This is a genomic window from Chitinophaga sp. (assembly GCF_039596155.1).
GTDB lineage: Bacteria > Bacteroidota > Bacteroidia > Chitinophagales > Chitinophagaceae > Chitinophaga.
Genome location: NZ_JBCNKF010000032.1, coordinates 87427 through 101414, shown reverse-complemented (window position 1 = coordinate 101414; position 13988 = coordinate 87427). Strand labels below are relative to the sequence as shown.

At 44.0% G+C, this 13988-nt stretch carries 8 protein-coding genes and 1 tRNA gene; 3 read left to right on the top strand and 6 right to left on the bottom strand.

Annotated features, from left to right (window positions below):
* Window positions 1-668: 668 nt before the first annotated feature.
* The 3 genes from ABDW33_RS25520 (at window position 669) to ABDW33_RS25510 (ending at window position 5804) form a co-directional block, all read left to right on the top strand.
* Window positions 669-753 (top strand) — tRNA-Ser (locus ABDW33_RS25520).
* 934 nt (window positions 754-1687) lie between these two features.
* On the top strand, window positions 1688-5191 hold the full coding sequence (locus tag ABDW33_RS25515; RefSeq protein ID WP_343692934.1) for an ABC transporter permease: 3504 nt from the start codon (window positions 1688-1690) through the stop codon (window positions 5189-5191).
* 244 nt (window positions 5192-5435) lie between these two features.
* Window positions 5436-5804, top strand: a complete 369-nt coding sequence (locus ABDW33_RS25510) for a hypothetical protein (RefSeq protein ID WP_343692933.1) — start codon at window positions 5436-5438, stop codon at window positions 5802-5804.
* A gap of 67 nt (window positions 5805-5871) precedes the next feature.
* Here ABDW33_RS25510 and ABDW33_RS25505 read toward each other — a convergent pair whose 3' ends face one another.
* The 6 genes from ABDW33_RS25505 to ABDW33_RS25480 all read right to left on the bottom strand — a co-directional run bounded on the left by ABDW33_RS25505 (window position 5872) and on the right by ABDW33_RS25480 (window position 13988).
* On the bottom strand, window positions 5872-8262 hold the full coding sequence (locus ABDW33_RS25505) for an ABC transporter permease (protein ID WP_343692932.1): 2391 nt from the start codon (window positions 8260-8262) through the stop codon (window positions 5872-5874).
* 990 nt (window positions 8263-9252) lie between these two features.
* Window positions 9253-10038: an AraC family transcriptional regulator gene (locus ABDW33_RS25500; protein ID WP_343692931.1), complete on the bottom strand. Its 786-nt coding sequence runs from the start codon at window positions 10036-10038 to the stop codon at window positions 9253-9255.
* Between the two features lie 25 nt (window positions 10039-10063).
* Window positions 10064-10969 carry an SDR family NAD(P)-dependent oxidoreductase gene (locus tag ABDW33_RS25495; protein ID WP_343692930.1) on the bottom strand — a complete coding sequence of 302 codons (906 nt, stop codon included), beginning with the start codon at window positions 10967-10969 and terminating at the stop codon, window positions 10064-10066.
* A gap of 334 nt (window positions 10970-11303) precedes the next feature.
* Entirely contained in the window at window positions 11304-12221 is a 918-nt protein-coding gene (locus ABDW33_RS25490; protein WP_343692929.1) for a helix-turn-helix transcriptional regulator, read from the bottom strand.
* Window positions 12222-12270: 49 nt separating this feature from the next.
* Entirely contained in the window at window positions 12271-13071 is an 801-nt protein-coding gene (locus ABDW33_RS25485) for an SDR family oxidoreductase (protein ID WP_343692928.1), read from the bottom strand.
* Between the two features lie 128 nt (window positions 13072-13199).
* The gene (locus tag ABDW33_RS25480) at window positions 13200-13988 is read right to left on the bottom strand and encodes an AraC family transcriptional regulator (RefSeq protein ID WP_343692927.1); all 789 of its coding nucleotides are present in this window, start codon (window positions 13986-13988) and stop codon (window positions 13200-13202) included.

Genomic DNA, 13988 nt, shown 5'->3' with positions numbered 1-13988 from the left:
TTTAATGCGAAAATCAAAGCGTTTAGAAATGCGATGAGAGGAGTAAGAGATGTAGAATTTTTCCTGTTTAGGTTATCCAAAATTTATGCTTGACAGGATCAATCCCCCAAGAATTCAACTTGATCCAAAAAATAGAATCAAGTTGAATTTTTTGGGACCAGGTAGAATTCCTGGGGATTTTCGGTTAATTACATCTTTTTTTATTTGAATCGTTTCTCAAACGATACATAAACCCACCAATTAATATTTCTGGCAAATCAATATTCGTGTGGCTGGTAAATAGATGAATACATGATCGGGGATTATCCCAGGGCTACATTTTTTCACTCTCTTTTACCCTTTTATACTGTGATGTATCCTCGAAGGCTGCGGAGGTAGGAATGACTGTGTTGCATCTTGATGAAGATGAGATATAGATGTACACGTTAGGCATACAACCAGAGAAATAAGAGATAAAAGGTGGAAAACCAGGTAAGTGCAGTAAAGAGAAATTCCCATCAAATGACTGGGAGCATTTAGGAGTGTAGCGATGAATACCAATAGTAGCGTGGCTTTGAGGCGGGATTGATAACGGAAAATGATTGCCTTTGGAGGTAAGGTTTGAAAAATGTTTTACACATTTTAAAAAAATATTTGGTGAATCACTTTCAGTTTTTCACTTTTGCACCGGAGAAATGGCAGAGCGGTCGAATGCGGCGGTCTTGAAAACCGTTGACTGTAACAGGTCCGGGGGTTCGAATCCCTCTTTCTCCGCTAAGAGGGACTGATTATCGAAAAGATGATCGGTCCCTTTTTCGTTAGTAACCGTATTGCCCACCTGTTGGGCAATACGATTGAAAATATAATTGACTTTTGGAGTTCGAAATGCCTCATTTTGGCGGTCATAGATGATTCCGTTGGGGAATATCAGGGTTTGGAGTTTTTCTTTTGCACCTGTGTTACTGGAACGCCATACCATAGCGAGATTGGAAGAAAGTGTCAGCGCTTTTTCAATCGCTTCTTCTGGGTTCGAAATACTTTTTGAGCTTTTCTCCAATTGGCTAGAAATAGTTTCTCGCTCTTTACTGTACCGGGAGAAGAATTTATCAAACGTTTCCTGGCTTATTTCTTTTAATACATACCTGCTTTCCTCCAAATTATCAATCTTGGTATCTATCTCTTTTAATTGGGTCGTCAACGTTCTCTCCTCTTCTAGACTCTCCTGATTCTTTTCGTGATACTCCGCTAATAGCATGCTCTTAAGAGATTCTTTCAGGGTATCATTGAAGCAATATTGTACCAACAAGTTCCAAGGAAGTGTTTTTCTTTCCCAGCAAAGTTTATAAGACCTAAACGAGGGGCAGACATTTTTTTATATCAATATCTATAATTGCTTTCTAACTGGTCTTGACCTAAAAAACGGATACCCTGTTAACCTACATTTTTTAATTTCATTTCCTGACAGTTTAACTCAAATTCATCAGGAGATACATAGCTAAGAGGAAATATTTTGCCGTCAAAAGAGAAAAATGACAATTCCTGTAATTTTCATGAGTTCGCGCGACAAGGTTCACTGTTACGCAAAGCTGACTCATAAAACCGAACACGTGATCGTGCGGTTTCGGACACTATTTATTTATGGCTATAACTTAAGTGCTGTATATTAACACCTTACAAAGCTGGAACAACGATTGTAAGAGCTAATGAATTGAAATACTTTTTATCTCATATTGACTTATACCACCTGGCCGTCTTTGGCGCAGTCTTCATCGGCTCCTACCTCGCGTTGCTTTTAATGTGGAATAAAGGTAGCGATCGGGCCGCTGATCGCTGGCTGGCGCTCACGCTGATAAGCAGTATGTTAGGTCTTTTTTGGATGCCATTTGGTCTGGTCGTCGGGCCATTGTTATACTTTTTTGTCCGGAAAATGACCGATCCGGCGGGATCGTTACAGAAAGCAGATCGTCTTCATTTTGCACCATTGATCGTAGCCATTGCAGGCATCCTGATACCGCCTTTTCACCAGTGGCCGTTGGTGTGGCAAGGGACTGCCTGGGTTTGCATTATCGGTTATATTTATCACGGTCGCCGGGTGATCGAAGAATTTTACGACCGGCAAAGCTTCACAGGAAATGACCGTTTTCGCCACGCTTTCAGGTGGCTGCATCACTGGTTGACAGGGATCGGCACTGTCGTGCTGCTGTCGTCGGCCGTCACACTTATTACTTTCTTTTCTGCCAGTGAGCACATAGTTACGCAAGCTGCTGAAACAGGTTATTTGTTGCTGTTAGTTGTTATAATCGGGATGGCCAGCAGGACATTACTCAGTTCAATGTCTGCCCCGGCCCTGAACACGTTGCCGTTACTCAAACCCATGCTGCCTGACGACCTGAAACAAAAAGCTGCCCGGGTAAGAAGCGAGATCAGGACTAACCGTTATTACGAGGACCCGGAACTGACCTTAACTTTATTGGCGACTAAACTAGGGTTGACCACGCATGAACTCTCACACCTGACTAATTCCGTTTTTAAGAAAAGCTTTAACGGCCTGGTCAATGAATACCGGGTGCAGGCGGTCATCCGGAAAATGCAGGATCCGGCTTACGATCATCTTACCCTGCTGGGTATCGCTTTTGAGTGTGGCATTAACTCCAAGCCCACCTTTAACCGCATTTTCAAGCAGTTAACAGGCAAAAGCCCGGTGGAACACAAAGCGTTGCTGCAAAAAGAGGTCTTACCTTATAACCTGAGACGCTATCCTCAGGCACCAGCGGTAATTTCGAAGTGGAAATTAAACCGCAACATCATGTTCAAAAACTATTTCAAAATTGCCTGGCGCAGCCTGCTGCGCAACATGAGCTATACCATCATCAATCTAACCGGCCTGTCCATCGGAATTGCCGCCTGCCTGCTTATCTTCCTGGTGGTTCGTTATGAGACCAGCTTCGATAGATTTCATACCCAAAAGAATCAGATCTACCGCGTGGTCGGGGTAACGAAGAAACCCTCTTATAGTTTAAGCAGCGGTGTGGCATTTCCGGTCGCAGACGCGTTACGCCTTGATTTTCCTCAATTGAAGCAAGTAGCCACGATCCTGCGCAATGAGGGTAGCGTGTTTAGTATAGGTGACAAAAAGTTCAAGGAAGATGAGACCTATTATGCCGGACCGGAATTCTTTCAAACCTTTGACTTTGCTTGGTTGGCCGGTGAGCCCAGGACTGCCTTAGCCGGGCCGAATACCGGGGTCCTTTCCCGAGACGAAGCAAACCGGCTCTTCGGCGATTGGCACCAGGCGCTAGGGAAAACCCTCCGGTACAAGAACAAATTTGATTTCAAGATCACTGGCATTTTGGAAAATGTGCCGGCGAACAGTGACTTTCCGTTGAAGGTCGTGCTTTCCTATGCGACCCTGCATACCAAGGGCGCAGACTATGATGCCCGTTCTTCCGACTGGGGCTGGGTGATCGGCGAGCATTACTGTTTTGTTACCTTACCACAAGGAGTGGACGTGTCGCTTTTCAACCGGCAGCTGGATGCTTTTATCAAGCGGCATATTCCTGCCCGCTACGCAGACGTGGCAGGAATGCAACTACAGCCGCTAACGGAAATGCATTACGACACCCGCATCGATATTTTTACCGGGCATCCTTTCAGCCGGGCGCTGATCACTGCGATCAGCCTTATCGGCCTGTTCCTGCTGGTAATCGCCTGCGTAAATTTTATCAACCTGGCTACCGCTCAGGCGGTCAACCGTTCCAAAGAAGTCGGCATCCGGAAAGTGCTAGGCAGTGACCACCCGCAACTGATGCTCCAGTTCATGAGCGAGACCTTCATCCTGACCCTGGCAGCGTTATTGATCGGTACGCTTGTCTCCGGGTTCTGCTTAAGCCTGCTAAACCGGTTGCTGGAAACTCATCTGAGTATAAACTTATTGTTCACCCCGGCCGTCCTGCTTTTCCTGCTGCTTACATTGATCGGCGTTACTTTCCTCGCCGGTTTTTACCCTGCGCTGGTCCTGTCAGGCTTTAACCCGATCGGGGCTTTTCGGAACAAGATCAAAGCGGGCCGTTCTAGCGGCATTTCGCTCCGCCGTGTCCTGGTCGTATTTCAGTTCGGTATCGCGCAGGTACTCCTTATCTGCACGCTGGTGATCATCTCCCAGCTGAATTACTTCAAAAACAAATCATTGGGGTATAACCGGGATGCCATTGTGACCATACCCATTCCAAATGACAGTCTGAGCAGGAGCAGGCAGGCAGGCCTGCGGGATGACCTGTTACAACAACCCGGCATCGAGGGCGTCAGCTTTAGCCATAGCAGTCCTTCCGATGTAAATGCCTGGTTTAGCTCTATCCATTTTGATCACTCGTCCGAAGAGACCGACTTCGGTGTCAGCCTGAAATTCGCGGATGCCGACTATTTCAAATTGTACAAACTACAGTTTGTAGCGGGCGGGCCTTATCAGGCAGCAGATACCCCGCGTGGCTATGTCATTAATGAGACGCTGGTCAAAAAGCTTGGCTTAAAAAATGCACTGCAGGCGATCGGCAAAACAATCAATTTAGGCGGGAACGCCCATACCAATTTTCCCGTAGTTGGCGTGGTACGGGATTATATCACGGGTTCATTGAAAAATGCCGTCCCCCCGGTATTAATGGGTTCGTACAAAGGAAGCTACCAGTTACTTAGTGTGAAGATAAAGCCTGGCCAATTGCAACAAACACTAACAAAGATCGAGCAACAGTTCAATGCAGCGTTTCCGCAGGCTTTATATGAATACAATTTCGTGGATGATCAAGTGGCACGTTTTTATAAGACCGACACCCAGCTTTCGCAGCTCTACCAGATCGCGGCCGGTATTGCGATACTGATCTCCTGCCTCGGACTTTTCGGCCTCGTCTCGTTCATGGCCGTCCAGCGAACCAAAGAGGTCGGCATCCGCAAAACGCTCGGCGCTTCGGTCGGGCACATTGTTTACCTGTTTTCGAAAGAATTCACGCTCCTTGTAATCATCGCCTTCGTTATCGCCTGTCCTGTCGGTTACTACCTCATGCAACAATGGCTGCAATCGTTCGCATACCGTGTCGAGTTAGGCCCAGGCGTATTTTTGCTGGCAATCGCGTTTTCTGTGCTCATCGCCTGGATAACTGTCGGCTACAAAGCCGTCAGGGCAGCGTTGGTAAATCCAGTCAAAAGCCTGCGAAGCGAATAGGCGGTGACTGTATTGATATTATTATAAGCTGCAAAAGATGCCGCGGTTATTGCTCAACAGCTGTAACCAGGCAATTGGGGTAGTATATGATCTGCCTGCAAATAAATAATTAGTCGTATGAACTACCGCAAAAACTGTTGCATCAACTCATGAAAATTATATTCCCAAAAAATATTTTTAAATCATCTGATAAGATTTGATTTTTCAAACGCTATATAAATAGAAACCAACCACTAGATTGTCCATGATTGATCCGAAAGTGCAAGAACTGCTTCGGCGGTATGAAGAAGGCTTGTGTACTCCTGACGAAAGACGGGCCGTAGAAGCCTGGTATGATAAACAAGCTTCTTTGCAAGCTGAGCCTGAATTGGAAGATTTTCAGCAATTGGAAAAGGAAATGCGGCACCGCATCCCTTTGGGTTCTCCAGCTTTTGGCCGTCGGATCAGAAATTGGGCAATTGCTGCATTGGTCATGGCGGGCATCGGCATTGCCTGCTTGACGTATCCCTACGGGCAACAGCATATTTCCAGAGTAATAAGTAAGATTATTTTTGCTGCATTATCCAATTATGTAGAAGTAGTTCTTTCATTTTATTTACTTAAATGGTTTTGACTGTAACAGGTCCAGGGGTTTGGATCCCTCTTTCAATTGCTTTTAAAAATACCTGTCTGCAAAACTGTTATTCTGTTCTTAGGCTTTTTACCGGATCAGTTAACGCAGCTTTCATGGATTGAAAACTTACTGTTAACACGGCAATCAATATTGCCAGTATACCTACTCCTGCAAAAATCCACCATTGTATGATAATTCTATTAGCAAAGCTGTCCAGCCATCTGTTCATGCTCCACCAGCATAACGGCGTGGCAATGATAATGGCGATGAGTATCAGTTTTACGAAATCCTTTGTCAACAGTTGCACTATAGCTGCTACGCTGGCGCCCAGTACTTTGCGGATACCTATTTCTTTAGTGCGCCTGCTGACATTGTAGGCAGTCAATCCCAGCAACCCCAGGCAGGTAATGAAGACAGTGAACGCTGAGAAAATGCTGACGATTTTACCAAACCGAATATCTACTTTATATTGGCGGTCGTACATTTCATCCATAAAATAATAGTCAAACGGATGACCGTTGAAATTCGCCCGCCAGGTTTTTTCAACTGCAGTGAGATCGGCGCGGATATTACTCCCATCCATCTTCAGCAGATAATAGCCATAGGGAGGGGTCTCATCATACGAGTGGATCATAGGCATCTGTGGTTCTTTCCAGGACCGCTGGCGATAATTTTTCATCACCCCTACTATCGTATGATACTTGCCATCGCTAGACCGAAATGAAATTTTTTCTCCTATAGCTGCTGCTACTGAGGGGAATCCCAACAAACGGGCTGCTTCTTCATTGATGATGACATCTTGCTTGTTTTCTGAACCTGCAAAGAAATTACGACCAGCTACCATGGTAATTCCCAAAGCCGGAATAAAGTCAGCGTCAATACAATAGTGATAATAATTATATCCTGCGTGCACCTCATCCCCCATCCTCGTGATAGAATTATTTGTATTCATAAAACCTTTATCCAGGCCGGGAACCGAGCCGGCCCAGGCTACCTTTTTAATGCCAGGTATTCTCAGTAACTCGCCTTTAAATGCCATCCTATGCTGCAAATTCAAAGAATCCCATTCTCCTCCAGCGCATCTTACTATCAGCGTTTGTTGGATATCCATACCTATTTGCTGGCTGCGCAGATAAAGAAGTTGTTGATATATAATTAAGGCAGCTGCCAGCACTATAATGGCAACCGAAAATTGGCTGACCACCAGCGTTTTTCTCAACCAGCCTCCCTTTGGCGCGTTAGTAAAGCTTCTGTTGGTCACGCTCATGGGTTTTACTGCCGATAACACAAAGGCAGGGTACAACCCTGTTAATAAACAAATGAAAACAAATAAACCGATACTTATGATCCAGAAGCCAGTATCGCTAAAAATGCTGGTGTTGAAAGGTTTATCAACTAGGTTCAAATATATGGGCGCTACTATTCTAATGATGATAAGCGCCAGAACAAATGAAAGTATATTGATCAATAGCGAGTCTGTCAGAAACTGTTGGATGAGCGATAACCTGGAGGAACCCAATACTTTCCGGATGGCAGCCTCCTTAGATCTTTCAACAGACCGGGCTGTGGTCAAATTCACATAATTAATAGAACCTATTAATAAGACCAGGCCGGCGATTACAAGCAGAAAATTTACCGTTCTTGCGTCACCATTTATTTCCGGTTCAAATTCTTTATGAGAATACAAATGTATTTTTCTGATAGGTTCCGCTGTGAATATTTCATTTTTCAATTTTTCTTTAGAAAAAATTCTGAGCTTTTGATTAAAGGAAGTAAGATCAACACCCGAAGACAATTGCAGATACAGGTAATTATTATTGCTTGTCCAGCTATCTACTTTATGGCCGAATTTTTCAATGAAAGAAAAAGGAAGCAGCACATTCATTTTTAAGTGCGTGTTTTCCGGCATATCTCTGATCACGCCTCTTATGGTTACAATATTTCCTCCAATTTTTAATGTTTGGCCGAGCACATTCCTGTTTCCGAAAAATTTCTCTGCTATCGTTTCTGAAATAACGGCATCGGTGGCTCCCCTCAGTATTGTTTGCTTATTTCCCTGGATGAATTGAAAGTTGAAAATGGAAAAAACAGCGGGATCAGCCGCGAATATTCTATCTATCAGAAAAGATTTATTTTCCCCATCGCTTACTTCATTCATTTTAAGATTCTGTATCCTTGCATAATCCACGATTTCAGGCATTCTGAGTTTTAACTCCGGAGCTGCGGCGGGATAGGTTCCAGCATCGGTGGTCACATATTCCCCTCCTTTGTACAAATCAAGCGTTACACGGTAAATATGCGCTGCTTTTTCATGGACATTTTCATAGCTGTATTCGAATCTTGCATAATGAATGATCAATAGGGAAGCAGCGATGGCAAGTGCCAAACCGCCTACATTCAGAAGGGAATAAAATTTATCTTTCTGCAGGTTGCGCCAGGCAAAGCGAATATTGTTCATAGAGGTATGCCATTTAAAGATAACTGTTTGCAACAGCTTTTATGCCATAGCTAATGAGATTTATTTTCAGGTAACTAACAAATAGTATAAAATGATTAATTGTTCGGAAACGGACAGGGTATGTTCTATTGCGCGCTCTGGCAAGCAAGCCAAACTTTTAGGGCTCTTTTTTTTCATGTTCCAACTACAAATGAATGGATGGTGAGCCATGTAATTGTTAAATGCTCAAATAAAGATGATTGTATTTAGTATAAGCAGATCAGATCTGCTGGATATACTGTGACATAGAAAGATGAGATAATATTCCAGCTTTCAATGCATCTTTATATTTAATTTACCTATACGATGGTCATAATACCAATTTTCATAACTATTGATATTATACAGTTTCATAAACTCCGGTTGCAGAGACATTAAATCTGTTAAGCAATCATTTTTGTAGTGCTCGAAGTTTTGTTTTGATGATAAGCTCATTGCTGTTTATTTGTCCAAAGTAAACTTAATATAATCATTTAAAAAAACGGCTCATCACCACGAATGGTCGGACGACTAACTCTTTCGAATTTTTTGTTTTACAGAGGAGCTATTTTTCAATGAACCAATTGAATATCTTTATTTCTATACTTCTCATGATAATGACAGTTCTGTCCAGCCATAAGCTCTACTTATAAATTACTGTCGTAATGATTCATCTACTATTCGTTAATTATATCTTGTAGTGATTTGTCATCAACTACAGGGATATTGATCATAGCCTACTAGAAACCTATATTTTATACATTAACTGGATTCTTTTGTTTCCCTAAGCCTTGCAGATCTATCAGACATTAATAATGCGAGTAAATCGAAATCAGATAAGCTAAATCTGATAAATAAAGTCGGTGGCTACTCCAAAGGAATTATTTTACGAAAGAAGTCTTATAAAGGTCATAGTTTAGATGTAAAATATAAGATTGGAGGTAAGGAATATAATTATAGTACCCTACTCTATTACTCCTGTTCTTGCCGCAACAAATCAGACGGCGAAATATTGAACTGCTTTTTAAACGCAAAAGAAAAATGCGATAAGGTTTCAAAGCCCAGTTCCACATATATATCAGATGGCCTTTGATGTTTCTTTTCAATCAAAAAATAGGCTTCCGCTAAACGCCGACGTACCAGCCAGTGGTTTGGCGTGTCGTCAAATATGCTTTTAAAATCCCGTTTGAAAGCCGACAGGCTACGTCCACTCAGATAAGCAAAACGCTCCATGCTTACATTGAATTTGTAGTTACTGTTCATAAATGCTTCCAGGTTTATTTTTTGCGGAATACCGTAATCAAAAAATAAACCCGCCAGCTCAGGCATTTGCTTCAATAAGATCAGTAACAACTCCTCCCGCTTCACATTTGCGAATACCGGCTCCAACTTCCCGGATTTATAATAGGGAATCAGCGAGTGGATAAAATGCGCTGTCAGCTCGTTAGGCGGCAAGCATAAAACCGCTTCTGCACACTTGAATTTGCAGGATTCAGCGGGATGGGCAGCCTGAAATTTCTTCAAAAAGCTTTCATCCAGGGTGATAAATACTTTGGCAATTTCGCCATCTACCTTCTCCCTGACATAACGAAGCAAATTATTTTTACGAATAAGTCCCGCCTGTCCCGATTTGAAATGATAGGTTTTGTTCCCGTCATATAGGTGCATGCTCCCTTTGATCACATAACAAAAGGTATGCTCCGGAACAAACTGTTCCGCTGATATTTCCCCAATGATATAAGTTTTCACATCTTTCATTGCCTGTCAAATTTACAATATCTGCTTAAACCTGGGTTAGTAAGGCTCGGGTTTCAGCCACAACGCGGTCTTGAAACCCAGTATCCTGAGCTAATTTAGAACCCAACATAGGCCGACCCTTTTCATCGAAATAAACGCCGGTTTTCCCCGGCTGGTTTGTCAGGATACCCGTTATGGTTTTGGCTGTTTTTTCCGGCGTGCTTTTATATTCGGCTACGGCAGGGATCAATGAAAATATTTTGCCAAACAGGTACCGTACTATAGCATTGGTGTCCTCGCCACCAAGATTGGTTCCATGGGTTATTCCCGGCTCTACCGCATTGACATGTAACCTCGGATTTTCCCGTGCCAAAGCCATCGCCGCTACCAGCATACATTGCTTTGAGGTGGAATAAGCGTCCATTCCTGCCATTTTAGAACCGCCTGCGAGCCACTCCCCCCGGGCGCTGGCCTCGGCAGAGATATAACGACCGCCTTTAAGTCCCATCATTTTTACGGGTTTACGCTCCGGGTCTTCAATGGCGGATACCACAAATAATACATGGGCGCCATCGGGAAGATGAGCCGCCAACGCTTCCGTCAATGCAAAGGGGCCGAGATGATTGGTCGCATAAGTCAAATCCCAGCCCTGGGCACTTTTACGCGCCTTCCGTGACATGATACCCGCGTTATTGAGTAAGCCAGCTATCGGCAGGCCAAGTTCGATGATTTGCTTTGCCGCAATTCGCACACTGCTGATATCCGAAATATCGCAAACGATGGATACCGCTTGCTGTCCGTTTTTCCTGATACTCGTTTGTACCCGGTCAAGTTTTTCTTTATTACGGCCAACCAGGATCACTGTGCCATGCTTTGCCAGTTCCATGGCGGTTGCCAGACCAATGCCTGAAGTAGGGCCGGTAATGATATAGGCTCTTTGCATATTTGTCATAATGTGTAGGACAAAATTACGCGCACGACTATGACAGGGTTATCCTGAGAAGTCCAGACTGAATTTCCTGAGCAGCTCAATTACAGGTCAGTTTTATACATTGAAGGGTCGTAAAAGCAAAAGAATGCTGCTCCGGTAAGGACTCCCCTTAACTTTGGCCAATACCTCGGCAATACGATGAAATGCCTTGAGAGAAAGTTTGATTTTGAACACAATGAGCTGGCTATATCAACCCTCACAGAAACGCTGGCTGCATTCTCTTTAAAACCGGCTCAGCATGTGGCCGATATACCGGAACAACAATTGATCACTCCCCCCAAAAAAGCACCCGGAATCAGTTTGATCTAAACTTCTCCTTGAAAGCAATTGGCGTGAGATCGGTTTTATTTTTAAACAGCTTATTGAAGGACTGCGGATATTCAAATCCCAGCTTATAAGCAATTTCAGCCACGGAAAGATTGGTTGCTGAAAGGTACTCCTTCGCCTTTTCAATCAACTTTTCGTGGATATGTTGCTGGGCATTCTGTCCCGTAAGATGCCGAAGCATATCACTCAGGTAACGTGGCGACAGGTTTAATGCCGACGCCAGGTACTCAACAGTTGGCAACCCTGTATGTAATCCCTCCTCGTTTTCAAAATATCGCTCCAGCATATCCTCTAATTGCGTTAACAGGGAGTGGTTAGCAGGCTTACGGAAAATAAACTGCCGTTTGTAAAATCGGTTGCTGTAATTTAACAGGGTCTCGAGATGCGAAACCACTATATCCTGGCTAAAATCATCCACAGGGTGCTGAAGCTCTTCCTGTATATTTTCCAACAGGTGAAGGATGATCTCTTTTTCTTTATCTGAAAGGTGCAATGCCTCATTACTATCATACGAGAAAAAACCAAAACGCCTGATATGTTTACCTAAAGGATAACTGCGGATAAAGTCAGGATGAAACAGCAACGAAATACCAAAGTATTCAGTATCGTTTGAGGTTGCTATGAGTTGAGAAGGCGCAACAAACGTCATCGTCCCGTCGTCGAAATCATAATAGCTTTGTCCGTAGCCAGTACGGCCTTTCATTTTTTTCTTGTATGATATGCTATAGAAGTCGAAAATAAAATTGGCCGGCAGTTGTTTTTTATTCATCGCAAGCTGGGTATTATCAAACACGCTGACCAGCGGGTGCAATGGTCCAGGCAATTCCAGCACCCGGTGCAACTCAATGATAGACGAAAACCGGTATGGATATTTAGTGTCTTTCATCACAGCTTTGATTGTTTAAATTTAAATTGCCGGCCTTATTATTAAGCGCTTATTGCCCTAAAAATGTTTGCGCCATAAATTGGCGGAATGCTTCATCGCCTAATTGTACTCGTTGCTGATAAATAGCTTTCGCATCTTCCCCTGCCAGGTAGCGCAACTGGTCTTTCCCGTCCGTAGCAGCTTCAAACACTACTTCGGCGATCTTTTCTGCGGGTGTAAACGTAACACCGTCCACATTGGCAAAGAAGCGATTGAACAATTCATCATACGCGGGGTGAAAAGCTTTGTCGTAAGAGCGGCTTATAAAATCGGTTGCTATCGCGCCCGGCTCCACCACTTTTATACCCACATGTATATTTCTAAGCTCGTAGACCATGCTTTCGCTCCAGCCTTCCAGTCCCCACTTGGTGGCATGGTAGAGTGATGAGAACGGAAATCCGATCAATCCACCCAATGAACTTGTAGAAATAAAAAGCCCCTGACCTCTGGTGCGGAAGTACGGGATAAATGCTTGTGTTACCCGGATAACACCCAATAGATTGGTATCGATCTGCCGCAATAACTGATCTTCCGATATCGCTTCCAAAGGTCCTGATAAGCCATAACCTGCATTGTTAAATACTACATCCACCTCAAAGTCACGGGTAACTTTTTCTGTAATAGCACTGATCTCCCTTGTATTGGTGACGTCCAGTGGTAATACAATAATGTCAGGTAGCTGGTTCAACTCCGTCTCTTTATCCGGGTTCCGCATCGTGGCAATCACCTGCCAACCCTTGTCATGAAACAGTTTTGCGGTAGCCTTACCCAAACCAGATGACGCCCCTGTAATAAAAATAGTTTTGCTCATTTTATTTGCTGTATTTGATAGCACAAAGTTCAGCAGCAGGCACGCCTCAGATGTATCCGTATTGAGTTTCTATGTATCCAAAAGTACCTGTAAGGACTGATCAGAACTTTTAAACCGGTCGCAACTGATTACGCCCCCGGCAACTTGCCAGGTGAATAACCATATTGTTTTTTAAAGGCAAATGAGAAATGCGACAGGTCTTCGAAGCCGGTATCCAGGTAAACCTCCGAAGGCTTTCTTCTTTGCTCCACTATCTGATAGTGAGCCAGTTCCAGTCGCTTATGTGTTAACCAACGTCCTGGCGAAGTATTGAATGCATTCTTAAAATCTTTTTTGAAGGTAGTCAGACTTCTGCCGGTTAAGTATCCAAACTTTTCAAGCGGCAGGTTAAACTGGAAGTTTTGTTCCATAAAAGTCACCAGGTCTATTTTACCCGGCGCTTCAAAGTGCCCGAGTAAGCCATCCGTCGCAGGATCGATTGCTCGTAAAATACGAATAGCTTCTTCTACCTTAAATGCGGCGATGTCGGCGGGCAGCGCATCGGCTAAATCAAAATAAGGCTGCAAAGAGTTAAACAAGCTTTGCAGCAAAGGGTGATCCGCAAAGATCACAGGCTCCTGGCTATGTTCCACTATCGGCGGGATTCCCTTGTAATATTGCTCCAAACGGTCCTTCCTGAAAACCACCGAGATCGCCACGCACGCATGTCCGTCCAGGGGCAGCTTGCTCATCCGCGCCAACTGGTCACGTGGTAACAGGGCCGTATCGCCCGCCCGGAAACGATAGCTGCGGTCAGCAGCCGCAATCCGCATCTCACCCGAGATCACGCGTACCAGTGCCGGTTGTGAGAGCATGAGCTCCCGGCTGTAATGGACTTCCTTTTTACAGGATATAAAGACTTCTGCGACTTCCTGCAT